The organism is Candidatus Glassbacteria bacterium, assembly GCA_019456185.1.
Classification (GTDB): Bacteria; Gemmatimonadota; Glassbacteria; order GWA2-58-10; family GWA2-58-10; genus JAJRTS01.
On record VRUH01000028.1, the window covers coordinates 1 to 26,322 of the forward strand.

At 60.2% G+C, this 26,322-nt stretch carries 19 protein-coding genes; 15 read left to right on the forward strand and 4 right to left on the reverse strand.

Annotation, left to right across the window (positions count from 1 at the left end):
- The 3 genes from FVQ81_11020 to FVQ81_11030 form a co-directional block, all read left to right on the forward strand.
- On the forward strand, positions 1–847 hold an 847-nt coding region (locus FVQ81_11020; protein MBW7997077.1), incomplete at its 5' end, for a sigma-54-dependent Fis family transcriptional regulator.
- A gap of 114 nt (positions 848–961) precedes the next feature.
- A complete protein-coding gene (nagB, locus tag FVQ81_11025) occupies positions 962–1,732 on the forward strand; it encodes a glucosamine-6-phosphate deaminase (GenBank protein MBW7997078.1) in 771 nt (256 codons plus the stop codon).
- 60 nt (positions 1,733–1,792) lie between these two features.
- A complete protein-coding gene (locus tag FVQ81_11030; GenBank protein ID MBW7997079.1) occupies positions 1,793–2,518 on the forward strand; it encodes a hypothetical protein in 726 nt (241 codons plus the stop codon).
- A gap of 190 nt (positions 2,519–2,708) precedes the next feature.
- On the opposite strand, the gene ftsY is transcribed toward FVQ81_11030, so the two are convergent.
- A complete protein-coding gene (gene ftsY, locus FVQ81_11035) occupies positions 2,709–3,644 on the reverse strand; it encodes a signal recognition particle-docking protein FtsY (GenBank protein ID MBW7997080.1) in 936 nt (311 codons plus the stop codon).
- Positions 3,645–3,826: 182 nt separating this feature from the next.
- Between ftsY and FVQ81_11040 the strand changes: the two genes are divergently transcribed.
- The 5 genes from FVQ81_11040 (at position 3,827) to FVQ81_11060 (ending at position 12,645) form a co-directional block, all read left to right on the forward strand.
- Positions 3,827–5,734, forward strand: coding sequence for a bifunctional homocysteine S-methyltransferase/methylenetetrahydrofolate reductase (locus FVQ81_11040; GenBank protein MBW7997081.1), 1,908 nt, complete (start codon positions 3,827–3,829; stop codon positions 5,732–5,734).
- A complete protein-coding gene (locus FVQ81_11045) occupies positions 5,727–6,008 on the forward strand; it encodes a cupin domain-containing protein (protein MBW7997082.1) in 282 nt (93 codons plus the stop codon). The genes FVQ81_11040 and FVQ81_11045 overlap by 8 nt, the downstream gene beginning before the upstream one ends.
- Positions 6,009–6,172: 164 nt before the next feature.
- Positions 6,173–9,823, forward strand: coding sequence for a chromosome segregation protein SMC (gene smc, locus FVQ81_11050; protein MBW7997083.1), 3,651 nt, complete (start codon positions 6,173–6,175; stop codon positions 9,821–9,823).
- A 212-nt stretch (positions 9,824–10,035) separates the two neighbouring features.
- Positions 10,036–11,364 (forward strand): NAD(P)-binding protein, encoded by a 1,329-nt coding sequence (locus FVQ81_11055; GenBank protein ID MBW7997084.1) that lies wholly within the window; start codon positions 10,036–10,038, stop codon positions 11,362–11,364.
- Between the two features lie 54 nt (positions 11,365–11,418).
- On the forward strand, positions 11,419–12,645 hold the full coding sequence (locus tag FVQ81_11060) for a 4Fe-4S dicluster domain-containing protein (protein MBW7997085.1): 1,227 nt from the start codon (positions 11,419–11,421) through the stop codon (positions 12,643–12,645).
- Here the strand turns inward: FVQ81_11060 and FVQ81_11065 are convergent.
- From FVQ81_11065 to FVQ81_11075, 3 genes are read right to left on the reverse strand one after another with little or no spacing between them, the layout of a single operon-like run.
- Positions 12,634–13,572 carry a TIGR01212 family radical SAM protein gene (locus tag FVQ81_11065; protein ID MBW7997086.1) on the reverse strand — a complete coding sequence of 313 codons (939 nt, stop codon included), beginning with the start codon at positions 13,570–13,572 and terminating at the stop codon, positions 12,634–12,636. The genes FVQ81_11060 and FVQ81_11065 overlap by 12 nt on opposite strands.
- A gap of 19 nt (positions 13,573–13,591) precedes the next feature.
- The gene (locus FVQ81_11070) at positions 13,592–17,083 is read right to left on the reverse strand and encodes a hypothetical protein (protein MBW7997087.1); all 3,492 of its coding nucleotides are present in this window, start codon (positions 17,081–17,083) and stop codon (positions 13,592–13,594) included.
- Between the two features lie 3 nt (positions 17,084–17,086).
- The gene (locus tag FVQ81_11075) at positions 17,087–18,145 is read right to left on the reverse strand and encodes a hypothetical protein (protein ID MBW7997088.1); all 1,059 of its coding nucleotides are present in this window, start codon (positions 18,143–18,145) and stop codon (positions 17,087–17,089) included.
- Between the two features lie 212 nt (positions 18,146–18,357).
- On the opposite strand from FVQ81_11075, the gene FVQ81_11080 reads away from it, so the two are divergent.
- The 7 genes from FVQ81_11080 to FVQ81_11110 all read left to right on the forward strand — a co-directional run bounded on the left by FVQ81_11080 (position 18,358) and on the right by FVQ81_11110 (position 26,267).
- Positions 18,358–19,254: a lysophospholipid acyltransferase family protein gene (locus FVQ81_11080; GenBank protein MBW7997089.1), complete on the forward strand. Its 897-nt coding sequence runs from the start codon at positions 18,358–18,360 to the stop codon at positions 19,252–19,254.
- Positions 19,255–19,388: 134 nt separating this feature from the next.
- Positions 19,389–20,195: a DeoR/GlpR transcriptional regulator gene (locus FVQ81_11085; GenBank protein ID MBW7997090.1), complete on the forward strand. Its 807-nt coding sequence runs from the start codon at positions 19,389–19,391 to the stop codon at positions 20,193–20,195.
- Positions 20,192–21,460, forward strand: a complete 1,269-nt coding sequence (locus FVQ81_11090; GenBank protein MBW7997091.1) for a 6-phosphofructokinase — start codon at positions 20,192–20,194, stop codon at positions 21,458–21,460. The genes FVQ81_11085 and FVQ81_11090 overlap by 4 nt, the downstream gene beginning before the upstream one ends.
- On the forward strand, positions 21,457–23,124 hold the full coding sequence (locus FVQ81_11095) for a hypothetical protein (GenBank protein MBW7997092.1): 1,668 nt from the start codon (positions 21,457–21,459) through the stop codon (positions 23,122–23,124). The genes FVQ81_11090 and FVQ81_11095 overlap by 4 nt, the downstream gene beginning before the upstream one ends.
- Positions 23,125–23,169: 45 nt before the next feature.
- Positions 23,170–24,003 (forward strand): SDR family oxidoreductase, encoded by an 834-nt coding sequence (locus tag FVQ81_11100; protein MBW7997093.1) that lies wholly within the window; start codon positions 23,170–23,172, stop codon positions 24,001–24,003.
- A 44-nt stretch (positions 24,004–24,047) separates the two neighbouring features.
- The gene (locus tag FVQ81_11105; protein MBW7997094.1) at positions 24,048–24,938 is read left to right on the forward strand and encodes an HAD family hydrolase; all 891 of its coding nucleotides are present in this window, start codon (positions 24,048–24,050) and stop codon (positions 24,936–24,938) included.
- Between the two features lie 42 nt (positions 24,939–24,980).
- Positions 24,981–26,267, forward strand: coding sequence for a DUF2088 domain-containing protein (locus FVQ81_11110; protein MBW7997095.1), 1,287 nt, complete (start codon positions 24,981–24,983; stop codon positions 26,265–26,267).
- Positions 26,268–26,322 lie beyond the last annotated feature (55 nt).

The window sequence follows — 26,322 nt, forward strand, 5'->3', positions numbered from 1 at the left end:
CAGCACGGTCCTGATCCAGGGTGAGAGCGGCACGGGCAAGGAACTGGTCGCCCGCTATATTTTCAACGCCTCCAACCGCGGCCAGCGCCCGTTCGTACCTGTTAACTGCGGGGCGCTGACCGAGACCCTGCTCGAAAGCGAGCTGTTCGGCCACCTCAAGGGTTCGTTTACCGGCGCGCTGTCGAGCAAGGACGGCCTGTTCAAGGTGGCCAGCGGGGGAACAATCTTCCTTGACGAGATCGGCGACACCTCGCCCTCGTTCCAGGTCCGGCTGCTGCGCGTGCTCCAGGAGCGGGAAATCACACCAGTCGGCAGTACCGAGCCGTTGAGCGTGGACATACGGATTATCGCCGCCACCAACCGCGAGTTGGAAAACGATGTCGAAGCCGGCCGTTTCCGCCGCGACCTCTACTACCGCCTCAACGTCATCCCGATCTTCATGCCGCCCCTGCGCAGGCGGCGCGAGGATATCCCGCTGCTGATCGACTACTTCCTGGAGCGCAACGGCGAGGAGGCGGATCACGGCGAGCGTTTTACGCCCGCGGCTCTCGAAAAACTGGAAAGCTATCACTGGCCGGGTAACGTGCGTGAACTGGAAAACGTGATCGAGCAGGTCTCCGTCCTCGCCCCGTCGAAAAAAATCGGTGACGAATATCTGCCGGATAAAATCCGCAACCCGGTGCCGCAGAATTTCGTCGATGACCAGCCCAAGGCCACACCCACCCTGGATACTGTCGAGCTGGCCTATATCAACTGGGTGATGGACCAGGTGGGCGGCAGCAAGAAAGAGGCGGCCCGGATTCTCGGTATCGACCCCTCTACATTATACCGCAAACTCACCCGCTGAACCATTAGAACCCGCTGTTTGCCAGGTTTTTCTTTTCCGGCCCGTCAGCGTCTGTTATATTGCACGAAACTCAAAATTTCCCGCAGAAATCCGTGAAGTTACTGGAGGAACAGTATGGAAGTCATCATCAAGGATAATTACGAGGAACTGAGCAAATTGGCCGCCCGGGTTATCGCCAGGATCGTGCGCAACAACCCGTGCGCCGTGCTGGGCCTGGCCACCGGGGGAACCCCGGTGGGCTGCTACCGGGAACTGATGAGGATGCACACCGAAGAGGGACTCGATTTCTCCCAGATCGTCACGTTCAACCTTGACGAATACGTAGCTCTGCCCGAGGACCACGGGCAAAGCTACCACCGGTTCATGTGGGATAACCTGTTCAGCCGGATCAATGTCGTTTCAGCCAACGTGCATATCCCCGATGGCAACGCGGATGATCTCCACAAGGCCTGCGATGAATACGAGATGGAAATTGACGAACACGGCGGCATGGATCTCCAACTGCTCGGGATCGGCACCAACGGCCATATTGCGTTCAACGAGCCGGGCAGCAGCCTGGGCAGCAGGACTCGGATCAAGACGCTGACCGAACGGACCCGTCAGGACAACAGCCGCTTTTTCGACAGTATCGACGAGGTGCCTAAATACTGCATGACGATGGGAATCGGGACGATCATGGAAGCCGGCAAGCTCCTGCTGCTGGCCAACGGTGAAAACAAGGCCGAAGCGATCGCCCGGGCCGTGGAGGGACCGATCACCGCCAGCGTGCCCGCCAGCGCAATCCAGTTGCATCCGGACGTGACAGTGATCATGGACCGTGCGGCTTCAGCCGGGCTGACCCGCGAGTATCATTCCGAGCCGCACCATCTGGAAGACGAAGAGTAATCCGCCCGGGCCGGCCGGCTCCTGCGGCCACGCCATTTAGCTATGCAAAGGGGAAGAGGAATGCAGTACATGTTTACTCCTATGCACGAGCATATAGACTTTGGTTTTGGAATGACAGGAAATGCCTTTAAAAATGCTGCTGACAAGTTGGATGCAGATAGGAGTGAGCGAGGTGCTATCTTGGGGGAACACCTGCCGATACACTATTTGAGAAGGCATGCTGTAGAACTATTTCTAAAGTCTGCAATCGTAATTATTCATCGAAAATTGGATTTGCCTTATGGTGAAAAACCATCATCGAGCGAACCATTTGCTCAGTGCGAAGGGGAGTGGAAGTCGTTTAAAAGTATTCACAGTGTAAAAAGGCTCTGGTTGTATTTTTGTTTATTGTGCAAAGAACACAGGGAGTACTTCCATTCTATTGGTAATGGTGCCTTTGACTTCGAGCCGGAGGTTGATAGGTGGATTTCGATTATTGAGAAATACGATCCAATTAGTACTTATTTCCGTTATCCAAATCCAAAAAATCAAAAATCTGATTCTCTGAAATCTGCAATGTCCGCAGTACAACCGGATGAGAATGGAAATTTTAGCATGCAATTAACCCCAAAAGATCAAAAAAAGAGCTTTGTACTTATTGAGGACAATGAGCATGGTGAAGTCTCAAAAGCTTGTTACTTCCCTGGTGAACCCTTAAGCGAATTTTCAGTAGCTTTAGAGAAGAGTGCGGATCTTTTTTATGGACTCCATGCGGCAATGAGGGCTTTACTATGTGGTGGCGCTTAGCGGGATTATTATTTTATCAGACGGCAGGATAGAAAAATAGTTGGGAGTTTTATGCGGAATTGAGGACTGCACGAATTAAGACAAGTCAATAGTTGAAAAAGCTATATATTTATGTAGGGGCGACGCATGCGTCGCCCTTTTTGTTGTCCTTGTTTTTATGCACATTGGGTAATAACACCCAAATGTTTTGTTAAGAAAAAATTTTATCCACGTAAGCATCCACGTCAAACGGCTCCAGGTCCTCCAGCTTCTCGCCCGTGCCCACCAGCTTGATCGGCAGTTTCAGCTCCTCGACTATCGCCACCGCGCAGCCGGCCTTGCTGGTCCCGTCGAACTTGGCCAGCACCAGTCCGGTCACGCCCAGCATCTTGTGGAACGTGCGTGCCTGATTCATGCTGTTCTGACCCAGGGTGGCGTCCAGCACCAGCAGCACCTCGTGGGGCGCTCCCTCCAGGCGCTTGCCCACTACCTTGTGCATTTTGGCCAGCTCGTCCATCAGCCCGCCCTGGGTGTGCAGCCGCCCGGCGGTATCCAGGATCAGCACATCCACGCCCCGGCTCTGGGCCGCGCTGACCGCGTCGAACGCCACCGCCGCCGGATCGGACCCCGCCTGCTGCTTGATTACCTCGCAGCCTACGCGTCCGGCCCACTGCTCGAGCTGCTCGATCGCCCCGGCCCGGAACGTGTCGCCCGCGCCCAGCAGGATTTTTTTACCTTGGGCCTGGAAGTAGTGAGCAAGTTTTGCAATGGTGGTGGTCTTGCCCACGCCGTTGACCCCGACAGCAATCACCACGGTGGGACCTGAGGGAGCCAGGTTAATCTCCCGGCTGCCCTCGGCCTGGCCGAACACGGCTGTTATCTCGCGGCGGAACAGCTCGCGAAGGTCGTCCTCGGTCTTGAGCTTGCCCTTCCTGCCCTCGGCGGTCAGGGTATCCACAATCCGCAAGGAAGGTCCCACGCCGAAATCGCTTTCCAGCAGAAGTTGCTCCAGTTGTTCGATACTGGTGGTATCCAGCCCCCGGACCATCACCTCCACGTCAATCAACGCCACGTCCTTGATCCTGGTCCACAGGGATTTCTTACGGCGCTCTTCCTTGATATCCTTACTGCTGAAAAACCGGCTCATCTCACTTTTCCCTTTCCAACTTTAAGTCGTACAAAAACTTACCGCCTCGTCTGGAAAGCACTAATCTAAGCGCACCCGGCCGCTTTTGTCAATCCGAGGCCGGCTGGACACGGCACGGCGCTTGCAATATATTTAGCCGCGACAACTGATTTTCGACATTTAGTGACTTACGCGGGGCATCGATGGCGAGCAGGATACCGTTCAGGCAGGCGTTGAAAGACCAGGTTCTGGTTGTTGACGGGGCGATGGGGACGCAGATTTACGCCCACGGGGTGCATCTCAGCCGCTGTTTCGACGAGATAAACCTGTCGAACCCCTACCTGATCAGCAAGATCCACCACGATTATATCGATGCCGGGGCGCGGGTGATCGAGACCAATACGTTCGGTGCCAGCCGGGTCAAGCTCGACCGTTACACCCTGGGCGACAGGATCGGCGAGGTGATCGCCGCCGGCTGCAAGCTGGCGCTCGACGCCGCCAGGGACACCGGGGTCTGGGTCTACGTGGCCGGCTCGATAGGTCCCCTCGGCTTGCGCCTGGACCACAAGGAGGGTATCTCCGCGGCCGAGGCCGGCGAGGCTTTCGAAGAGCAGGCGGGCCTGCTGCTTGAGAACGGGGTCGATCTGCTGATACTCGAAACATTTGGTGACCCGGCAGAACTTGAGTTGGCCCTGGCTTCGGCGCGAAAAGCGAGCAGTGATTTACCGGTGGTCGTCAGCGCGGTGTTCGACGAAAAAGTGCTGGTGCAGGGCCGCACCCCGGAAGAGTTGCTAAAGATGCTGCTGCCCCACAAACCCGACGCGGCGGGGCTCAACTGCCGCCTCAGTATCGACAGGATGCTGCCGGTCCTGGAGCGGATGCACCGGGCGGCCGGGATCCCGCTGATCGCCATGGCCGACGCCGGCCAGAGCAGGGTGGTCGAGGACCGGGATATCTATATCAGCACCCCGGAGTTCGTGGCCGAGCATGCCCGCCGCGCGATCCAGGGCGCGGGCGTGAAAATGATCGGCGGTTGCTGCGGCACCAATCCCGCCCATATCCGGGCGATCGCAGCCACGGTGCGGATGCTCCAGCCGGGCGCGGGCAAGATCGTGGTCACCGAACGCGCCGTCGGAGGTGACGGCGGCCCGAAAGTAGAACTTACTCCCTGGCAGGAGAAAACCCCGTTTGCGGCCAAGCTGGCCGCAGGGAAATTTGTCAGCAGCGTGGAGATCAGGCCGCCCAGGGGGCTTGACGACAGCGGGATCACCGGGGCGCTCGCGGGCCTGGCCGCGGCGGGAGTGGATGCGATGAATATCCCCGACGGTCCCCGCGCTACCGCACGCATGCACCCGGTGCATATCGCCAGCCGGCTCAACACCGAGCCGGACAGGATCGAGGTGATAGTCCACTACACTTGCCGCGACCGCAACCTGCTGGGCATGCAGGCCGACCTGCTGGGCGCCTGGAAACTCGGTCAGCGCAATATCCTGGCGGTCACCGGCGATCCGCCCAAGCTGGGCGATTACCCGGACGCCACCGCCGTGTTCGATGTGGATTCTATCGGGCTGATCGGCATCCTCAACCGGCTTAACCACGGCGAGGACCTGGCCGGCCGTCCCCTCGGTGAGCCGACCTGTTTCCTGATCGGTGCGGGCTGCAACCCGGCCGCAATTGATCCGGGCAGGGAGGTCGAGCGGCTGTGGGCCAAAATCGAAGCCGGGGCGGAGTACGTGTTCACCCAGCCGGTGTTCGAGCAGGAGCTGCTGGACAGTTTCCTGCACAAAGCCGGCAAGCTGCCCGTGCCCGTGCTGGCCGGCTACTACCCGCTCTACAGCTTCAACAACGCCGAGTTCCTGCACAACGAGGTGCCGGGGATGACGATCCCGGACCATGTCCGCGCCCGGATGAAAGCGGCAAAGTCCAAGGAAGCGGCCCGGCGGACCGGGGTGGAGATCGCCCGCGAGGCCCTGGAGTCGATTCACACCCGGGTGCAGGGCGCTTATATCATGCCCCCGTTCGACAAGTGGGAGCTGGCCGTGGCCGTGCTGGAGGGCTTTATCGACAAGCCGGCCGCGGCCGCGGTGAAACAGGAGGCGGCCAATGAGTAAAATCGAAACGAAAAAAATGACGCCCGAAGAGGCCCGCAAGCTGGGGATCGACTCCTGGAGCCGCTGGGAATGCGGGCCGTCGACTTTCGACTGGTGCTACCCCGACACGGAAACCGCCTACGTGTTCGAGGGCGACGTGATTGTCACCACGCCGGATGGGGAGACTCATATCACCGGCGGAATGCTGGTCACGTTCCCGGCGGGCCTGAGCTGCACCTGGGAGGTGCGGGAGAAGATCAGCAAGGTGTATACGTTCGGTTTAAGCGAAAAATAAAAGTCCGCAACAAGATGTAATCGATTGACATTGCCCGCCTTAGGGGATTATCTATCAAACAGGGCATGTAAAGTTGAGGAAAGAGGGTTATTTCCTTGACTGATCGCTTGCTTCGGCTTAGAATATCATTGGTGCATGTAAGTCATGCATGATATGTATGGCAAATGCACCAGCGGTTCCCGATAACCCACAGGAAAGCGCAGGCCATGAGACTCCGCTCTGTCGAAATTAACGGCTTCAAATCGTTCTCTAGCAAGGTCACTCTCCAGTTCCCGACCGGGATTACCGCTATTGTCGGGCCCAACGGCTGCGGCAAGACCAACGTGATCGAATCGATCCGCTGGGTGCTGGGTGAGCAGAACGCCAGGGCCCTGCGCGGCGAGCGGATGGAAGAGGTGATCTTCAACGGAACCGCCCAGAAAAAACCGCTGGGGATGGCCGAGGTGCGACTTAATTTCGACGACCCCGAGCGGACGATGGGCCTGGAGGGCGAGGAATTCACGATCGGCCGCCAGATTTTCCGCTCCGGCGAGAGCAACTATATGATCAACAGGAATCCCTGCCTTCTCAAGGACGTCCAGGACCTGTTCATGGACACCGGCATGGGCAGCAACGCCTACTCGATGATCGAGCAGAAGATGGTCGAGGCGATCCTCTCGGAACGCGCCGAGGAACGCCGCTTCCTGTTCGAGGAGGCCGCCGGGATCCAGAAATACAAGCAGCGCCGCCGGTTCGCGATGCGCAAGCTCGAGGCCACCGAGGGCGACCTGCAGCGGATCGAGGACATTGTCGGCGAGGTCCAGCGCTCGGTCAACAGCCTGGGACGCCAGGTCAGCAAGGCCCGCCGGTATAAGAAACTGAGCGGGAAACTGCGCCGGGTGGCGGTGACCCTGGCCTGCGATGAGCTGGCGCGTCTCGGCAAGGAAGAGGAACCGCTGTCCGCCCGCCTGGAAGAACTCCGCGACCGGATTGCCGGCCTCAGCGCCCGCGAGGCTACCCTGGCAGCGCGCAGCGAGGAACTCCACGCCAATATCAACCACCGCCGCAACGAGGCGGAACAGGTGTTCTCAGCCCTCGGCGAGTTGAACCGGAAAATCCGGGAGGCCGAGGACGAGCAGACCGTGATCGGCGAGAAGAAAATCGCCGGACGTCAGTGGATCGAGGAGAGCGGCGGCAGGCTCGAAAGCTTGCGGGAAAATATCGACAAGCGCACTCAAGAACTCGAGGAGCACTCCGCCCGTCTGGAGGCACTCCGCCGCGAGGTGGCAGTCTGTGAGGAAGAGCACGCCGTGGCCCGTCGCCGGGCCGTGGAAAAACGCGAGCAGACCGAGGCGGCCCGCAGCCGGCTGGCCGCGATCCAGGCCGAACGTGAGAGTCTGATGCAGCGCGTGGCGGCCTCCGGCAGCAAGGCAGAGGCCCTGGCCGATGCCGCCGCCTACGAGCAGAACCGCGCTGCGAGCGCGAAAGAGCGTGCGGCGGAACTTGAAACGCAGTTGGCCGAGGCGGTAAAAAAACTCGAAGACGCGCGCAAGTTGGAGCAGGGGACCGTCGAAAACCTGAAAGCCGGCAGGGCCGCAATCGATGAGAAGGCCGGGGAACTGGACCGGCTGCGCGGGGAAATCGATTCCCTCAAAGAGAAGCTGTCCGCGGCCGGGGTCCGTCGCGACCGCCTGAGCGCCGAGAGTGAACTGCTCGAGCGTCTGCAGCGGGAGATGGAGGGGTTCGGCGAGGGTGTGCGGGAACTGCTGTCCGGCAACAGCAGTCCCGAGGGTCTGGAAACGGTCGCCGCCGAGGTGTTCACCACCGATTCCCGCTACGAGTGCGCCGTCGAGGCGGCGCTGGGAATGCGCCTGCAGAGTATTATCACCCGTGACACCGATGCCATGCTGCAGGCTATCGGTAAGCTCCGCGACTCGGGCGGCGGCGTGGCCACGTTTATCAGCCGCGACCTGGTCAACGGTTACCGGGGCAACGGCCTGCGTCCGGCTGGAGAAGTGGTGGCATTCTGCGAGGAAGTTGTCAGTTGCGATCCCGCCTACGAATTCCTCCGCAAGCTGCTGTTCGGCGGCGTGGCGATAGTCGAGAACCTGGAAGCGGCAATCGCCCTGCAGAAGCAAAACGACAAGCCTCTTCACCTGGTGACCCTGAACGGCGAAACCATACAGGACTACGCTGTCTCGGGCGGAGACGTGTCGGGTAAGCAAGCCGGGACCGCGCTGTTGACGCGTAAGCGGCGGATCGAGGAGATCGAGGCGGAGCTGGCGACAGCGTTGGCCGAGGTTGAGCAGTTGCAGAGTGATCTCGACGCCGGACAGGATACCTGCCGTCAGGCCGTGGAGGAGCGCGACCGCCTCGGGCAACAGCGGGCCGAGCTGGAGGAGGAGCTTGGCCGCCTGCGTTCGGAAAGCACCCGTCTGGAGCTGGATGCCGGCGCAGTGCGCACTGAAGGGGATTCCGCGGCCGGCCAGGCGACCCAGGCGCTGGAAAAATCGTCACAGCTGGCCGCAGAGCGCAGTGACCTGTTGGAGAAAGGTAAGGCGGCGCAAACCGAGCTGGCCAGTTACGAGCAAAAAATAGAGGATTCCCGCAGTAGCGTGGAGAGTGCGGAGCAGGTCCGTCAGGAGGACGGCGAGAACCTTCAGGAAGTGGGTATGCGCCTTACCGAGCGGCGCACCAGGCTGGGGGAACTGGAGAACAGTTACAGCCTGCTGGAACGGGAACACCGCACGGCGTCCGGTGAGTCGGAACGCCTGGAGCAGGAACTAGCGGGCCGGCATGAATTGCTGGCTCAACTGGACGCGCGCGAGGAAGAACTAAAGGCGCAACTTGACGAATCTTTCGGCAGACGGCAGGGGCTGCTCAAGGAGAGGGACGCCCACGAGCAGGGACTCAGCGGACTCCAGGCCGAGATTGGCGAGATCGACGGGACCCTGAACTCCATCCGCCGCGAACGCGAGCAGGCCAACGAGGACCGTCACCAACGGGAGCTGGAGCTGGAGCGGATCAACTCGCGTCGCTCATCGATTACCGAGCGCGTGCACGACAATTTCGGCCTCGCCATGGACAACCTGCCCGTCGATTTCGAATATTTCCCCAACGAGGAGGAGGCCGCCGGGCAGGAGACAGCCGACGCCGGACTGGTGGAAGAACTGCAGGAAAAGGTCCGCAAACTGGGACCGGTCAATGTGCTGGCAATCGAGGAATACGACCAGGAAAAAGAGCGTCTCGATTTCCTGACCAGGCAGCGCGACGACCTGGTGAGTGCACGCTCCAGCCTGCTCAAGCTGATCGAGGAAATCAACAGGACCGCCCGCGAGCGTTTTCTCGATACGTTCGCCAAGGTGCAGAACAATTTCCAGGATATCTTCACGTCGCTCTTCGAGGGCGGACAGGCGCATATCAGTCTGGCCGACGAGGACGATCCGCTGGAAAGCCCGATCGAGGTGATCGCCCGTCCGCGCGGCAAGAAGATGCTGGGCCTGAACTTGCTCTCCGGCGGTGAAAAAGCGCTGACTGCCCTGGCTCTGCTGTTCGCGATCTATACGGTCAAGCCATCGCCGTTCTGTATTCTCGACGAGGCTGACGCCCCGTTGGATGACGCCAATATCGACCGCTTTCTGACCATCATCCGCCGCTACGCGCGCAACACCCAGTTCATCATCGTTACCCACAACAAGCGGACCATGGAGTTCGCCGACTGCCTTTATGGTGTGACAATGCAGGATGCGGGTGTTTCCAAAGTAGTTTCCGTGAGCCTGTCGCAGGTGGGCGAGGGCGGACGGATCGAGCAGCCCGAACATCAACCCGTGGGCTGACGGCCACTCAGTAAAATCCGCTGAAACTTTTTCCCCGAAATCCGGTTTGACAATTTGTAAGCCGGTATATGCAGTTGTCTTTCCCGAATCCAAAATGTAACCTTTTAAATTTCAGTATGTTATAACAAACATATTGCGTCTTTTGCGATTTTGATTTATTATTGTCAATTCTGTCCAGACTCCATCATCCCGAGGGACCGCACTTGGGCATCATGCCGAAAGTAGTCAAGGGCTTCAAAGAAGAAACCAGCACAATCAGCTATCCCGAGGCAATCGATGAGGCGGGACGCTGCTATTTATGCCACGACGCCCCCTGCCGCGAAGCCTCGCCCGTGCTGACCGATGTGGCCGGGTTTATCTCCCGGATGCGTTCGCGAAATTTCCGCGGCGCCTTGCGGCTGATCAAGGAAACCAATTTATTCCCCGGAATCACCTGCAGGGTCAGCCCGTACGATGAGCAGGGCGAGGCGGCCTGCCTGCATAGAAAATATGGCGGACCGGTCAGGATCGCCGAGCTGGAGCGGGTGCTGGCCGACTACGACCGCAAATCCAAACGGCCCTACCTTCCCGAGGTGCCCGAAAGTATCGGCAAGAACGTGGCCATTGTCGGCAGCGGCCCCACGGGACTGAGCGCGGCGGCGGAGCTGGTGCTCAACGGCTGCAAGGTGATTATCTACGAGGCGGCCAGGGTAGCCGGCGGCGTATTTACCAAAGGTGTGCCCAGTTACCTGATCAGTGATGAGGTGATCGACCACGAAGTCGGCAGCGTGCTGTCGCTGGGGGTCGACCTGGTCACCGGGATCAATGCCGGGGAGAGTATCAACCTCACCAGCATAAAGCAGAGTTTCGACGCCCTGCTGCTGACAATCGGGATGGGCCGGGCCAAACGCCTGGATCTCGAAAGCTGCAAGAAAGCGGGTATTTTCACCGGCGTGGAAATTCTGGAGTCGATGAAACTCAAGGAAAAAAGACTGCGGCTGGGCGAGAAGATTTTGATCGTCGGCGGCGGCAATGTCAGTATGGATGCGGCGGCCGCTCTGCTCAAGCTCGAGATCGAGGGAGTGACCGTGATCTACCGCCGCGACCGGGAGCAGATGCCGGTGTTCGAGTCCAGGTTCAACATGGCCCGGCACAACGGGATGAAAATCATGTACCGCACGGTCCTGGAAAAGATCAAATGCAATGATCTGGGAATAATCGAGAGCGTCGTGCTGAAGAAGACCGAACTGAAGGAAAAGGACGAGGGCAAGGTGGTGGCGGAAGTGATTTCTGGCAGCGAGTTCGAAATGGAAGCCGACACGGTGATCTACGCTATCGGCCAGCAGCTCGACCGGGACCTGGTGGACCAGTTCAGTCTCGAAACCGGCGGGGACGGCAGGATCAAGGTAAAGCCGGAAACAAACCAGACGAGCGACCCGTTTATTTATGCGGCCGGAAGCTGTGTCGAACGGATAAACACGATCACCACCGCAATTGCCAAGGGACAACAGGTTGCGCGCAAATTGGTGCGCAACATGCTGGAAGAAGATAACCGAAAGTAACCATCCCGCACACCGTCGCGCCGCGCCGGAGTGTTCTCTCACCAGGAAACAGTCATGGACGTCAATCTCAAGGTCAAGTTCTGCGGTGTAAATCTTGTCAACCCGTTTATCGTTTCACAGGTGCCGCCAAACGGTGAGTTGGAAACGATTAAATCCCAACTCGCTGCCGGTTGGGGAGGTGTCCTGCTGCGCAGCGCGAGCCTGAATGTCGATCCCAAAAAGCAGACAGCCGCCAAGATGCGCCAGAACGCCCCGCTCTACCGGGGGGTTGACTACGAGGAAAAGAGGGCTATCGACCTGGGATGGATCGAACCCGAGGTGCCGATGACGGTCGAGGAGGCCGAGTCGGTGATCGGCATCCTGAAAGAGGAGTACCCGGACCGGACCGTGATCGGCTCGATGGTGGGCCGCAGCCGCGATGAGTGGTTGAAAGTCAGCCGCCGCCTGAGCCAGGCCGGAGCCGATATTATCGAGTGCGACTTTTCGATTCCAGCCGAGGAAGAAAACCCGGTTGGTCCCCGGATTGCCGACGATATCAGGCTGATGGAAAAAGCGGCCCGTTATGTGCGCGGGGGAGCGCGCAATACGCCGATCATGTTTAAAATTCCCGGCATGCTCGATGAGAAGGAACAGGTGGTGGATGTGCTAAAGGCGGCCGACGCCGAGGGAATTAACCTGTTCTACGAGCCGAAAGGTGTGCCGGGGATCAACCTGACCAACTTCGTCCCCTTCCCCAACGTGGGGGCCAAGAGCACGCTCAGCGTGATGGGCGGTTCCGGGACCAAGCCATATACGCTCGGAGTGCTGGCCGAATGGGGCAAGATCAACAAGGGACTGGACGTTTCAGCGCTGGGCGGGGCCTATGACTGGCGCGACTGCGTGGAGTATATCCTGATGGGCGCGCGGCTGATCCAGTTCCACGGGGCCGTGCTGCAGCGCGGCGTGCGCCTGGTTGACGACCTCCACAGCGGTGTGGGCGACTACCTGAACGAGAAAATGGTCTCCTCGCTCGACAAGCTGGTGGGTAAAAGCCTGCCGTTTTTCACCACTCCCGACAAGCTCCCCAGGAGCGGGCGCGTGGTTGCGGCTATCGATGACAAGGTCTGTATCCGCTGCGGCATCTGCTATCAGGCCTGCGAGAACCTGGGCTACCACGCGATCAGTCTCAACAACCAGCGCAAACCGTCGATCGACAAGAAGAATTGCATGGGCGACGGCCTGTGCGTGGCCTCGTGCCCGGTGTTCAACTGCATGAGCCTGCGACGGGTGTCATCCAAGTAGCGCACCCTGCCTGGTGTCACGTCGCTCCAGTTCCTGGTCTATCATCCGCACGGTTTCCCGCTTGCCGCCTCCGCACCAGCGTGGCCCCAGCAGACGGTTTCCCTGGATGTCGACCGCCAGCCGCTGAACCACCACCTCCGGCGGCAGCCGTTCCAGGAAATCGCAGACCAGACCGACATACTCCTCCTGCTCGAGCAGTTTAACCTCACCAGTGCGCCAGCTTTCAGCCAGCGCCGTAGCTTCCATCACGTGCAGGCAATGCAGTTTCACGGACTCCACACCGGAACTCGCCAGCAGCTTCGCCGTGGCCATCATCTGTTCCCGGCCCTCTCCCGGCAGGCCCAGGATGACGTGGGCGCAGACCGGCAGACCGCGCGACCGGGCGCGCTCCACGGCTGAGGCGAAATCCGCCACGGTATGGCCCCGGTTGATTTTGCGCAGGGTCCGGTCGCTGGCTGACTGGAGACCTAGTTCGAGCCAGGTCAGGTGGCGGTCGCGGTAGGAAGCCACCAGATCGAGTACATCCTCACCGGTGCAGTCCGGGCGGGTGGAGATAAACAGCCCGACGATTTCCGGGAACTCCAGGATGACATCGTATGTCGATTTTAAGCTCTCGAGCGGGGCGTGAGTATTACTGTAGGCCTGAAAGTAGGCGATAAATTTTTCCGCTTCGAATCTGCGTCCCATGTGCGCGATTCCGTCGCGCAGCTGCGTTTCCAGCGGAGGAGGAGCATCTTTCCGGCTGGTGTAGTGGCTGAAACTTTCGTTCTCGCAATACGAGCATCCGCCGGTGCCGCAGGTCCCGTCACGGTTAGGGCAGGTGAACCCGGCATCCAGGCCGATTTTATGCACCCGGCAGCCGAATATGTCGTGGAGGTAGGCGGAAAACGTGCGGTATCTTTTTTCGCTGTGAGGGTTGGCTGGCATAGGAATCGCCCGGAGAGTGTCAGGCGGGTGGCGACGGCGCTCCGGCTTCCTGCCCGGCCCGTTCGGAGCGGCCCTCGCGCTCGATAACCATGGCCCGGACACCGAGGTTGAACATCCTGTTGCGCAGGAACACGGCCTGCTCCTCGTTTTCGAACGCTCCCGAATAAAGGCGGTAGACCGGCGGACTTAGCGAGTCCTCGCGGGCCAGTTGGACCATGTAGGTGGGGATGAAATTGCTTTCCAGCCTGTCCATCACCGCCTGCAGCGAGTCCGGGTTGTGGGCCTCGGCAACCATCAAGGTCAACGGTGTGTGACGGGTGATTACGTCCTCGCCGCCGCTGGTGGGAATTCCTGCCTGACGAAGCGCCTGGCGCACGTCCTGGAAAGCCGTATCGCCCCTGCCGGCCGACTCGTACATCCCGACGTAAAGACGGTTCCAGTTGCCCAGGCTGTCCAGTTCCAGCGGCACTACATAGACGGTTTCCAGGCCGGACTGGCGCAGTCTGTCGCGGGCGGCCAGCGCATGCGGCAGATAACGGTAGGAGCCTATCTGGATTGAGTATCCCAGCTTGTCGTATACCGGCGCAGGGGGGATTCTGCTCAGTGAGTCAGCGAGTGCGGCGCTGTCGGCGGCTGCCTGGGCCGCGGCCCGTTCCCGCTCACGTTGCTCGGCGACTCCGGGGATAAAACTCGCCAGGCCGCTCAAGGCGGGGACATCGCGCACAAGTGTACTGACATATCCCTGTTTCCAGACGAAAAACAAGCCGAAACCCATAACCAGCAGGATGGTTACCAGCACCAGCGGCCTGCCGCGAGGCTTTGATTTCTTCTTCTTTTTCTTTTTAGCGGCGGCAGCGACCGGAGCCGCCCCGTCGACTTCGTCCAGTTCGTCGAGCGTGATGCCGCCATCGAGGTCATCTATCGCATCCGCGCTGGCAAGCAGTTCGTCCAGTTCATCGTCATCCGGTACGTCCGGCCCATCGCCTTCACCACCGGCAACCGCATCAGCGGGTTTCTCCTCGGCAGTTTCGGCGGCGGCTTCTTCTCCCGCGGCTTCTTCGCCGGCTTCCGCGGCCGGTTCAGCTTCTGCTCCAGTTTCGGCGGCGGCTTCTTCTCCCGCAGCTTCTTCGCCGGCTTCCACGGCCGGTTCAGCTTCTGCTCCAGGTTCGGCGGCGGCTTTTTCTCCCGCGGCTTCTTCGCCGGCTTCCGCGGCTGGTTCAGCTTCAGATTCGGCCGCCGGTTCCTCGGGCACCTCATCCAGTTCGGCCCCGGTTTCCTCATCGGCAGTCCCGGCGGCTTCCGCTTTTTCGGGAGCTTCAGCCTCGACAGCTTCTGTTTCCTCCTCGGCGGCTTCCGCTGCCTCCGCTCCGGCCTCTGCAGCTTCCGCTTCATCTGCCGCCCCGGCACTTGCCTCATCGAGAGGCTCCAGGTCATCGACTTCGAGTTCCTCGAGTTCCTCGGGCTTCAGTTCCTCGACCTCATCGATATCCTCTCTCTCCGCTTCGGCTTCAACCACCACCTCGGCAACAGCCTCATCCTCGACAGCTTCCCCGGCAGGCAGGTCCTCAGTTTCCGGGATTTCCTCCGCATCGAGTTCCCCGGCGGGAGCCTCTTCCGGTTGATCCGGTTCCTCTGTGGTTTCCTGCTGGTCGTCCGCACCGACAACCGCCGGTTCAGCCTCTGCTTCCCCGCCTGTGTCCCCGGTATCCTCGGCCAGTTCGCCTTCGCCCAGCGGATCGGTGTCCAGTTCGAGATCCGGTTCGGCGTCTTTCGGCTGGTCGGCGGTCTCGAGGAATTTATCGATCAGCACCTGCGCTTCCCCGTTCAGTTCGCTGCCCGTTTCAGCTGCGACCTGTTTTTCCTCCGCCGGCGGTTCAATGTCCTCATCGTCGAGTTCTTCATCAGTGAACAAAGCCTCGGCGTCAATTTCAGCCTCGGTATCTTCCGCTGATTCCGCGGCATCGGTTTCTTCCGTGACACCTTCCGCCAGAGCAGCTACCGCATCTTCGGGTTCCGCTTCTTCAGTCTCCCCGGATGGTTCTTCATCTGCGGCCGGAATTTCAGCAGCCTCTTCGACCGGTTCATCCTCAGCCGCCGGAGACTGCTCCGGCTCGTCGGGCGTTCCAGGTGCCGCCGCAACAGTTTCTTCCGGTTCCACGGCAGGCGTTTCGTCCGTTTCCTCCCCGGCCTCTTCGGTAACGTCATCCGCCAGAACCGGCGCTCCTGTTTCCGCGTCCTGTACGGCTGCTTCTTCCGCATCAGGCGGTTGTTCAGTACCGTCCTGTACTTGCCCATCTATCTCGCTCAGGTCCGGCAGCCGGCCTAACTCGACCGGAGCCGCTTCGATGCTTGCAGTCTCAGCCGGGGCTTTCTCGTCGTCGTCAAGAAACAGCAGTTCCTCAGGCAGGTATATTTCTTCGTCGTCCTCGTCGGCGGTCTGTCCGCTCCCGGCCAGTTCACCCTCGGACGGCTCGCTCAGGCCGGGCAGCTTGCCGCTGTCGAAAGTATCGGGTTTACCGGAGTCATCCTGGATATCGTCCAGCGGTTGCGATCCCGGCATTTTCTCCGCAGCCAGTGAAACATCCTCGGCGCTGAGTTGAGTCGGTTCCGCACCGGGGTGCTCATCGGGGACCACGTCCGCCGATTCTTCGGCGTCTAAATCTTCGCTAACCGGCGCCTCGACAAGAGTTTCATCCGTAGTCCGAGGTTCTGGAGTTTGTTCCGCATCCGCAAGCTGAGTGGGTGTTTCCCCGGTAAGGGTCTCGGGTTCCTCTGCAGAATCCTCCAGTTCCGGTTCTTCCTCTACCGGCGGCTCCGAATCGACCCAGACGAATCTCATCTCGGAACTCTCCGGCAGGCTGGCGGCCATTTTTTCCAGGATAGCGGGAAGACCCTGCTGGGCCTGTTGATCGAGGCGGCCGGAGAAAATCATCACCCTGTCGGCTTTGCCCAGAGCCGCCAGCGAAGAGAACTTGTCCGCCGGCGGTCCGAGCAGGATCACTGTACCGCTTTCCGTCCCGGCCGCCAGCTCATCGATCAGGCTGTCCCAACCGCTGCCGGAGTAGATTTCGCCGGCGCGGGGGGTGAACGTGCCCGGAGCGAGGATTTTCAGTGAACTGTCGGAGGAGCTTTGGGAGAGAATCCGGTCAGGACTGACCCCGTAGAGGAAATGGTCGCTCAAACCCTCGCCGCCCGTGTGGCCCAGCAACCCGGTATGTGGTTCGGCGATATCCATGTCCACCACGACATTTTCGCCGCCTGTGGTGGCGATACCGCGGAAGGCGTTTTCGAGGGATTGGCGGGCAGCGGGAGAGGAGTTGAGCGGCAGCAGAGCGATAACCCTGGCATTACCGGTCGCCTGCACTCCGGCCGCGGCCAGTTCATCCTGATCGGCAGCGGACCAGGCATGCTCGAGCCGGGGGAACCTGCTGCTGAGTTCCCCGGCCAGATCATCGCCGATAAACGAATGCCGTGAGTTCAGATCCTGGATATCTGCGGTAAATTTTTCCATAGGTTATCTGGTGAAACCGACCGCCAGATTTTCGACCCCGCCCTCGTCACCCTCGCGGATAACAGTGACAGTGTCCGGGGTCTCGATACCCAACTCGGCCAGGCGGTCCCTTCCGGTGACGATCAGTGCCACGCGCACACCCATCTTACCCAGCAGCCATGCAAGGCCTGCGCTGCCGGTAATTACCCGGTCGCAGTAGGCCAGTGCGGCGATCATCCGCCGGAGGTCATCAAAGAAAAACAGGTAGGCGCGTAATTGTTCGTTTTTTTTCAATTCGTCGGCGGAGGCAAGATTGCCGGCCACAATCAAGTGCAGCGGCTCATACTCGGAAACCAGCCTCATGCACGTCCGCTGCAACAATTGTTCCATACTGCTCTTAGCCGGACCGGTTTCGGGAGCAAAGCCGATAAACCTGCCGTTGCCACTAGAGCTTTTGCGCTGACGGATAAACCGCTGAGCCCGCTGCCGTTCCGAACGGGACAGAGTGAACGGCAGTTCGAGGCCATCTGCCGGGATATCCACTTTAAGCGCCCGCATAAGGTTGGTCAGCCGCTGGAATATCCCGCCGCTTTCACCTGACCTGACAATCAGATTGTAGTACCGGTCGTTGTCATCCCGCGCGATACCGGTTCTGATCATCACCGAACCGGCATACAATAACAGTGCCTCAGCCCGGCCGCCGCCGGCCATGTTCAGGCCCCAGTGGAATTGCCGCTGACGCAACTCGGCGCTCAACCTGCGAAAACCGCTGTCCAACTGGTGAGGCGCGCGGTTCTCCCAGGGGAAAACGGTCACCCGTTTCATGCCACCAAGCAGGCTTGCATGTTCAGGGTTGACTACAACGGCAATTTTCGCGGCGGGGAATTTTTGTTGCAGGGTGGGTATGAAGCAGCTTACCAGGCAGACACCCGCCAGATCATGATCAGCAATCAGCAGAATCTTTTCGGGGTTGTTCAGGTAGCGGCCGAAATCCACCGGTTCGCGGTCACGGGGAGGACGGAATACCCTTTCGATCAGGGTATCTGTTTTGACCAGAATGTTTTCGAGCAGAGTGGAAACCATTACCTCGGCCCTGTCAGGGTAGGAGCTTGGCTGAACCTTGTTTCAAGGGGCTTGGCAGGTTCGATCTCCTTGCGACTCAATTCCACTAATATTAAAGTTAATGTTCGTATTTGTCAACGCAAGACGGTGTTGACGGAATTATAATGATTTAGACCAAGTGTCCCTGAAACACCGGAAATACGGGGAACTCGTTGCCGCGGGAGCAGTGGTCGATGGCAAGGATCGGGAAAAAAATGGCCCACCTAGCAGAATATGCCGCTGTACGGGCCGGAGTGCTGCTGCTGGGGGCTATCGGCGGGAGAGCCTCATGCGCTCTGGGCCGAGGGCTGGGAGCGTTCGCCTGGAATCCCCTGGGTTTCCGTCGGAGATTGGTGCTGGAGAGTATGGCGCGCGCTTTCCCCGGCCTCGAAGCCGACAGACTCGATCGGCTGGGGCGGGAGAGCTACCGTAACCTGGGGGCCGTGTTCACGGAAGTTTTCCGTATTCATCGCCTGAGCGACAGAGAACTGGCGGACAAGGTGCTCTTGAGCAACCGCGAGGTGCTGGAGAGCGCGCTGGACGGGGGCCGGGGGGTGGTGAACGTGGCATTCCACTACGGAAACTGGGAGTTGATGGGTGCGCGGGCTGCGCGGGAGGGCTGGCCGCTGGATGTGATCGCCCGCCCGCAGACCAATCCGCTGTTCAGCCGCTATGTCAACGCCTTGCGCGAGTCCAACGGGATGCGGCTGATCCCGGTGCGGAACTCGTCGGGAACAATCGCCCGCGCCCTTCGCGACGGCCGGATAGTGACATTCCTGGCCGACCAGGACGCCCACCGCCTGGGCGTGTTCGTACCGTTTCTGGGCCGCCCGGCCTCGACTCCGGTCGGGCCGGCGCTGTTCGCCTGGATGTGCGGCTCACCCGTGGTGATCTCGCTGATGCTGCCGCTTGGCGATGGCCGCTGGGAGGTGCTGTTCGAGCTGGTTCCGCGGCCTGAGACAGCAAATCGCGACGAGTTTATCCGGCGGGTAACCGAGTACTACACTGCCACGCTCGAGCGCCAGGTGCGCCAGGCGCCCGAGCACTGGTTCTGGCCGCATAAGCGCTGGAAGACCGCGCCGGAGGAGTGAAAATTGTGTCACAGATTAAACCCTGTCCCTTGACGCTCCCCGGACTTCCTAGTATATTAGCGAAACCAATCGAAAGATTTCGTAATTAACCGCTAACTCCGTTCGACCGAATATCTTAACAGAAAATTTCCCGTATGTTTACCGAAGAACGCCAGCAGAAAATCCTGGAGCTGATCCAGCAGACAGGTAAAATCCGGATCTCGGAGTTGACCGAGCAGTTCGGGGTCAGCGAGGTCACCCTGCGCAATGACCTTTCGCTGCTGGCCCGCAAGGGTTACCTGACTCGGACCCACGGCGGAGCGCTGCTTCAGGAGAACAGCATTTTCCCCGGCCGGGCGCGGCTGTCGTTCGGCGGTAAGGGCGTGCCGAACCTGGCGGCCAAGCGAGCTATCGGCAAGCGCGCGGTCGAATATGTGGAGAGCGGGATGAATATTCTGCTCGACGCCGGCACCACGATTCTCGAAATCGCCCGCAATCTCCACGGCTTCCGCAACCTGACCGTGATCACCGACTCGATCCCCGTGGCGGTGGAGTTGAGCGGCGAGGAGGAGATCACCGTGCTGCTCACCGGCGGAGTTCTTCGCTCGGCAAGCCTGGCGGTGATCGGGCCGGAAAGCTGGTCGATGCTGGAGAATATCCATGTCCAGCGGGCGTTTATCGGTGCACGGGGAGTCAGCGCCGAGCGCGGATTTTTCTGCGGCAACTCGGTGGAGGGCGAGACCAAGCGGCGGATGATGGCCGTGGCGGAGGAGAAGTTCGCCGTTGTGGATGCCAGCAAGTTCGGCGCCTCCAGCCTCGTTCCGTTCGCCGAGCTGGCGGATTTCGATTACATACTCACCGATAGATTGGATGATGAGAGTCTGCAGGCGCAGCTTGCGGATAAAATTGAAATCGTGACTTGCACTTCAGGTAAAACATCGGGTTCCGGAGTCAGAAAATGAGCGGGATTAAAGGTAACGCGATTGTAGCCCAGTCCGGCGGTCCGACCGCCGTAATCAACGCCTCGGCCTGCGGCGTGATCCAGGCGGCGCTGAAAAGTGAGGCGATTAGAGGGGTATATGGCGCTTACAACGGTATTCTGGGCGTGCTGCAGGAAGAGATTTTCGATATCGGGGCCGAGGGGGCGGAGACTGTCGAGCTGATGAAAACTACGCCCAGCGCCGCTATCGGCAGCTGCCGCTACAAACTGAAGAAGATCGAGGAGGACCGGGTCGATTTCGAGCGTGTGCTGGAAGTGTTCAAGGCCCACGATATCCGCTATTTCTTCTACGCCGGCGGCAATGACTCGATGGATACCGCGGCCAAGGTCAAGAAGCTCAGCGAGGAGCTGGGCTATGAGCTGATCGTGATGGGCGTGCCCAAGACAATCGACAACGACCTGGCCTGCACCGACCATTGCCCCGGCTACGGCAGCGTTGCCAAGTTTATCGCCGCCAGCGTGATGGAGGCCGGCCGCGATACCGAGAGCCTCTGGACCTTCGATACTTGCGCCGTGCTCGAGACGATGGGCCGCAACGCGGGCTGGATCGCCGCTGCCGGGGCGCTGGCCCGCCGCAGCCCGGAAGACGCTCCGCACCTGATCTATGTCCCCGAGGCGCGGTTTACCCGCGAGAAGTTTGTCGAGGACGTGCGCCGGGTGCACGGCGAGCTGGGCCGCTGCTTCATTGTCGCCAGCGAGGGCGTGGCCTGGGAGGACGGGACCTGTGTGGCCGAGGACACGAGCGCCCTGGCAAAAGACAGTTTCGGCCACGCCCAGCTGGGCGGCGTGGCCCAGGTGCTGAAAAAGATTATCGAGGATGAGCTGGGACTCAAGACCCGCTGGATGATGCCGGGCCTGACCCAGCGCAACGCCATGCATTTCGCCAGCCGCACCGACCGCGATGAGGCGTACATGTCCGGGGCCGAGGCTGTCCGGCAGGCGACCGGCGGCACCAGCGGCAAGATGGTTACCCTGGAGCGGGTGTCCAGCTCGCCATACAGGTGCGAGACCGGGCTGGCGAAGCTCGAGGATGTGGCCAACGGTGAAAAAAAACTGCCCCGCGACTGGCTCAACGAGGCGGGCAACATGCCCAACGGGAAGTTTATCGAATTCGCCAGGCCGCTGATCGAGGGTGAAGTAGAGGTGCCGATGGAGGGCGGCCTGCCCCGGTTCATGCGTTTCAAGCGTAAGTGGCTGCCGAAAAAGTGCGCTGAATACGACGTATGACCGCAGAGGTGGGACTAGCTGGACGTCCACCCTGTTTAACGCTGAGAAAAAGATACTTAGTTACATGGACAGGGATATCTATCCCGGGAGAGCGAGTGATGGCGATCGATCTGAACAGCAACCAGGGCAAGGTGTCCGGAGGAATTCTGCTGGTCAAGCTGGAGGTCGCGCTGGCCGGCGGGATCGGCCAATTGGCGAAAGTGGAAGGTGTCTACTCCGAATCGGTCAAGTACGCCGATGGCGACTGGTTCGTGCTGGTGCGCACCGATGACGGCAAGCGGCTGGGCGTAATCGGCAGTGGAGGCCAGGCTAAAAAGTTCGCCGGCGAGGGCAGTCTGAAAGTCAAGCTCTGCCCGCTGGATACGGCCAATTCCGCGGCCCTGCGCGAGGTGTTCCCCTGGACCGCGCCGGTGCCTGTCGGCCGCAAGGTCTCCTTCGGCACGGGCGACCGTCTGGGTGTGGCCACGCCCGGTCACCTTCGCGCCTTCGAGGGCTGCGACGTGTTCCCGGTGCTGGCCCAGCAGTCGATGCGCGAGATGGGCCGCACGGGCCGCAGCGCCCGGGACGTGATCGACGACGCGGGCTGGGGTGTGTTCGAGGCCGGCTACACGGGCACGTTCGCCGCCGATGCCGACCATATCAAGCAGGAAGAGGAGGTCCTCTCCTGCCACAGCCTCGGTTACACGATGTTCACGATCGATGCCTCGGACTACATCAAAATAGATGCTGTACATCTCTCAGATGAACAAGCGGTGAAAAAATTCGAGGAACTGACCGAGGCCGGTGAGCTCAAGAGCCGCTACCTGGGCCGCGAATGGAATTTCGCCGCTGGCGGAGTGGGCGTGGATATTACTTTCAGCCCGGTGGAGTTGGCCAGGTGCAGCCTGGTCTATCTCCAGGCGGTCAAACATATGGCCGCCCTCTACGAGGCGCTGCGCAGTGCGGTGGGAGCCGCGGGAGCGGATTCTGCAAAATATTTCGATTTCGAGGTCAGTGTCGACGAGACCGAGACCGACACTACCGAGTGCGACCACGTGTTCGTGGCCGAGGAACTCAAGCGCCGGGGAGTGGTCTGGCAGAGCCTGGCCCCCAAGTTTACGGGCCAGTTCCAGAAGGGGATCGACTATATCGGCGAGGTGGCCGAGTTCGAGCGCCAGTTCGCCCGTCACGCGCTGATCGCCAGACAACTGGGACCCTACAAGATCAGTGTCCACTCCGGCAGCGACAAGTTTTCGATCTTTCCGCTGGTCGGCAAGTACACCGGCGGCTATTTCCATCTCAAGACAGCCGGTACGAGCTGGCTCGAGGCCGTGCGGGTGATCTCGGTGCGCAATCCCGCGCTGTACCGTCTGATGCACTCATTCGCGCTGGAGCGTTTCGAGCAGGACCGCGCCAGCTACCACGTAACCACCGACCTGGGCAAGATCCCGGCGCTGGAAACCCTGAGCGATGAGCAGCTACCGGGGTTGATGGATGAGATCGACCCCCGTCAACTGCTGCATATCACCTACGGTTCCCTGCTTTCGACTACCGACAGCGGGGGCGCCTATCTTTTCCGCGACCAGATTTACCGGACGTTGTATAATTACGAGGAAGACTACTACGAGGCGCTGCGCGCTCATATCGGCCGTCACGTTGAAACCCTGGGCCTGAGCCGCGGCTAGTGCCGGCTGACAAGGTTTATCTCAACAGCGGGAACGGAGACTGAAATGGCAAATGATTACACGGCAAATTTATTCGATGTCAGCGGCAGGGTGGCGGCTGTCACCGGCGGCGGCGGAATCCTGTGCAGCGTGATGGCCGAGGCGCTGGCCAAAGCCGGCGCCAAAGTGGCTGTCCTGGACCTTCGCGAGGAAGCCGCCGCCGCGGTGGCCGACAAGATCAAGGCCGGCGGCGGCCAGGCGGTGCCGGTGGCGGTGGACGTCTTGCAGCGCGCCAGTATCGAAGAGGCCTGCGAGCAGGTGGAAAAGGCCCTGGGTCCGGTCGATGTGCTGGTCAACGGCGCGGGGGGCAACAAAAAAGAGGCCACCACCAGCTCCGAACTCTCGTTTTTCGACCTGCCGGAAGATGCGGTGCGCTGGGTGTTCGACCTCAACTGCCTGGGCACGATCATGCCGAGCCAGATTTTCGGCCGGGTGATGGCCGAGCGCAAACGGGGCAACGTGATCAATATCAGCTCGATGAGCGCCTTCCACCCGCTGACCAAGGTGCTGGGCTATTCAGCCGCCAAGGCCGCGATCAGCAATTTCACGGAGTGGCTGGCCGTGCACATGGCCCGGGACTACGCCTCCGAGATCCGGGTCAACGCTATCGCGCCGGGCTTTTTCCTCACCGAGCAGAACCGGTTCCTGCTGGTGGACGAGAAGACGGGCCAGCCCACCGAGCGCGGCCGCGCGATTATCGCCGCCACGCCCCAGGGGCGTTACGGCAGCCCCGAGGAACTGCTGGGCGTGCTGTTCTGGCTGATTTCCGACGCGGCCAGTTTTGTCACCGGCACGGTTATCCCGGTCGATGGCGGGTTCAACGCGTTCAGTGGTGTATAATCAAGACGCACGATGGATAAACAGTCAAGTTCAGGAGAGTTTCAATGGCGAGCAAGCAGGACCTGATCGATCTGCAACCGGAAAATGATTATTTTGTGGGTATCGACTCCGACGGCTGCGCGTACCCCACCATGGAGCTGAAGCATAAAGAGTGTTTCATCCCCAATATCATCCGCTATTTCGGGCTCCAGTCGGTGAGCAAGTACGCCCGCGAGGCCGCGGAGTTTGTCAACCTGTACTCCAAGTGGCGCGGCATCAACCGGTTCCCCGCGCTGCTGATGGCGATAGATTTGCTCCGGGACCGTCCCGAGGTGGCCGCCAGCAGCGTGGAGTTGCCCGAGCTGAACGAACTCCGCAAATGGGTGGACAGCGGGATCGCCCTGGGCAACCCCACCCTGACCGCCGAGGTGGAGAAAAACGGCAACCCCGTGCTGAAGGAAGTGCTGGAGTGGAGCAAAGCGGTCAACGACAGCGTGGACTGGATGGTCTACGGCTGCAAACCGTTCGCCTGGGTGCGCGAGAGCCTGCGGAAAATGGAGGACAGGGCGGACATGGTGGTGGTCAGCGCCACGCCGGTGCCGGCCCTGGAAAAAGAGTGGAACGAGCACGACCTGGCCCGGTATGTCAGGGTTATCGCCGGGCAGGAGATGGGTAGCAAGAAGGAGCACCTTCAGATGGCCACCGGCGGCAAGTACGATCCGGACAAGGTGCTGATGATCGGCGATGCGCCGGGGGATATGCGCTCGGCCAGGGCCAACGACGCCCTGTTTTTCCCGATCAATCCGGCTCACGAGGAAGAGAGCTGGAAACTGCTTCACGACGAGGCGTTCGACCGGTTCGTGGCGGGTACGTACGCCGGAGATTACGAGCACGGACTGATTGTGCGGTTCGAGGCGTTGCTGCCGGATACTCCGCCCTGGAAAACCGCGAGCTGAGCGAGGTCGGCCAACAGCCATTCTGAATGAGGTACGGTCATGATGGTTGACGAGAGCCTGGTTATCGGCAGGGGTTACGACGACTACCGCCGGCTGGAAGCGGTCGAGATCGAGGACCTCTGCGTGCGGGGGCTGGACAGTCTTATTCTAGATGGTAAGAGTCTGCTGGTGATTATCCCCGACGGGACCCGCACCGTGCCGCTGGACGTGATGTTTCCGATCTTCTACAAGCACCTCAACGGCCGGGTTAAAAAGCTTCATTTCCTGATCGCGCTGGGGACCCACCAGCCGATGAGCGAGAAAAAGATCGCCGAACGGGTCGGGCTGACACCCTACGAGCTGAAACACGAGTACCCGGCGGCCAGAATTTTCAACCATCGCTGGGACCTGGCCGACACATTCGCCGAAATCGGAAAAATCCCGGCGGATGAGATCGAGCAGATCAGCGGCGGGCTGTTCCGCGAGGAACTGACTGTCACGATCAACAAGATGATTTACGACTACGACCAGCTGATTATCCTCGGACCCACGTTTCCCCACGAGGTTGTCGGGTTCTCGGGCGGAAATAAGTATTTCTTCCCGGGCATTTCGGGTAACAAGCTGCTGCACTTTTTCCACTGGCTGGGCGCGGTGATCACCAATCCGCTGGTCAACGGCAACAAATGGACACCGCCGCGCATGGTGGTCGACAGGGCGGCGGAGTTTATCACCGTGCCGGTGACTAATTTCGACATGGTGGAAAAGGGCGGTAAACTGGCCGGGCTGTTTATCGGGCCGACACGCGAGGCCTGGAGCATGGCTGCGGACTTGTCGTCGAAGCTGCATGTCAGATACGTAAACCGCAAGTACAAGTCCGTGCTGGGCATGGCGCCGCGTATGTACGATGATATCTGGACCGCGGGCAAGGTGATGTACAAGCTGGAGCCGGTGATCGAGGAGGGAGGCGAACTGATAATCTACGCGCCCCATATCGATGAGGTCAGCTACACACACGGTAAAATCCTGAACCGGATCGGCTACCACTGCCGGGACTATTTCCTGAAACGCATGGAACAGTTCATCGATATCCCCCGCGGCATACTGGCCCACAGCACCCATGTCCGCGGCGGCGGAACTTTCGAAGACGGTGTCGAACAATGCGACATGAAGGTCACCCTGGCCACCTCGATCCCCGAAGAGCGCTGCGGTCGGATCAACCTGGGCTACCGTGACCCGGATGGAATCGATTTCGACCAGTGGCGCAACCGCGAGGAAGAGGGTTTCCTGTTCGTACCCAAAGCCGGCGAGACGCTCTACCGGCTGAAGGGTGAAAGCTACGGAGCGTCGTAGAGTTGTATCAAGGGTACGGGGAACAAACAAAGGCCGGGACGGTATCCCGGCCTTT

Coding starts and splice junctions, on each gene's coding strand:
- smc (MBW7997083.1), top strand. CDS start 6,173: ATGCACCAGCGGTTCCCGATAACCCACAGGAAAGCGCAGGCCATGAGA.
- ftsY (MBW7997080.1), bottom strand. CDS start 3,644: ATGAGCCGGTTTTTCAGCAGTAAGGATATCAAGGAAGAGCGCCGTAAG.
- FVQ81_11080 (MBW7997089.1), top strand. CDS start 18,358: ATGGCAAGGATCGGGAAAAAAATGGCCCACCTAGCAGAATATGCCGCT.
- FVQ81_11060 (MBW7997085.1), top strand. CDS start 11,419: ATGGACGTCAATCTCAAGGTCAAGTTCTGCGGTGTAAATCTTGTCAAC.
- FVQ81_11030 (MBW7997079.1), top strand. CDS start 1,793: ATGCAGTACATGTTTACTCCTATGCACGAGCATATAGACTTTGGTTTT.
- FVQ81_11085 (MBW7997090.1), top strand. CDS start 19,389: ATGTTTACCGAAGAACGCCAGCAGAAAATCCTGGAGCTGATCCAGCAG.
- FVQ81_11070 (MBW7997087.1), bottom strand. CDS start 17,083: ATGGAAAAATTTACCGCAGATATCCAGGATCTGAACTCACGGCATTCG.
- FVQ81_11075 (MBW7997088.1), bottom strand. CDS start 18,145: ATGGTTTCCACTCTGCTCGAAAACATTCTGGTCAAAACAGATACCCTG.
- FVQ81_11045 (MBW7997082.1), top strand. CDS start 5,727: ATGAGTAAAATCGAAACGAAAAAAATGACGCCCGAAGAGGCCCGCAAG.
- FVQ81_11095 (MBW7997092.1), top strand. CDS start 21,457: ATGACCGCAGAGGTGGGACTAGCTGGACGTCCACCCTGTTTAACGCTG.
- FVQ81_11040 (MBW7997081.1), top strand. CDS start 3,827: ATGGCGAGCAGGATACCGTTCAGGCAGGCGTTGAAAGACCAGGTTCTG.
- FVQ81_11090 (MBW7997091.1), top strand. CDS start 20,192: ATGAGCGGGATTAAAGGTAACGCGATTGTAGCCCAGTCCGGCGGTCCG.
- FVQ81_11105 (MBW7997094.1), top strand. CDS start 24,048: ATGGCGAGCAAGCAGGACCTGATCGATCTGCAACCGGAAAATGATTAT.
- nagB (MBW7997078.1), top strand. CDS start 962: ATGGAAGTCATCATCAAGGATAATTACGAGGAACTGAGCAAATTGGCC.
- FVQ81_11100 (MBW7997093.1), top strand. CDS start 23,170: ATGGCAAATGATTACACGGCAAATTTATTCGATGTCAGCGGCAGGGTG.
- FVQ81_11110 (MBW7997095.1), top strand. CDS start 24,981: ATGGTTGACGAGAGCCTGGTTATCGGCAGGGGTTACGACGACTACCGC.
- FVQ81_11065 (MBW7997086.1), bottom strand. CDS start 13,572: ATGCCAGCCAACCCTCACAGCGAAAAAAGATACCGCACGTTTTCCGCC.
- FVQ81_11055 (MBW7997084.1), top strand. CDS start 10,036: ATGCCGAAAGTAGTCAAGGGCTTCAAAGAAGAAACCAGCACAATCAGC.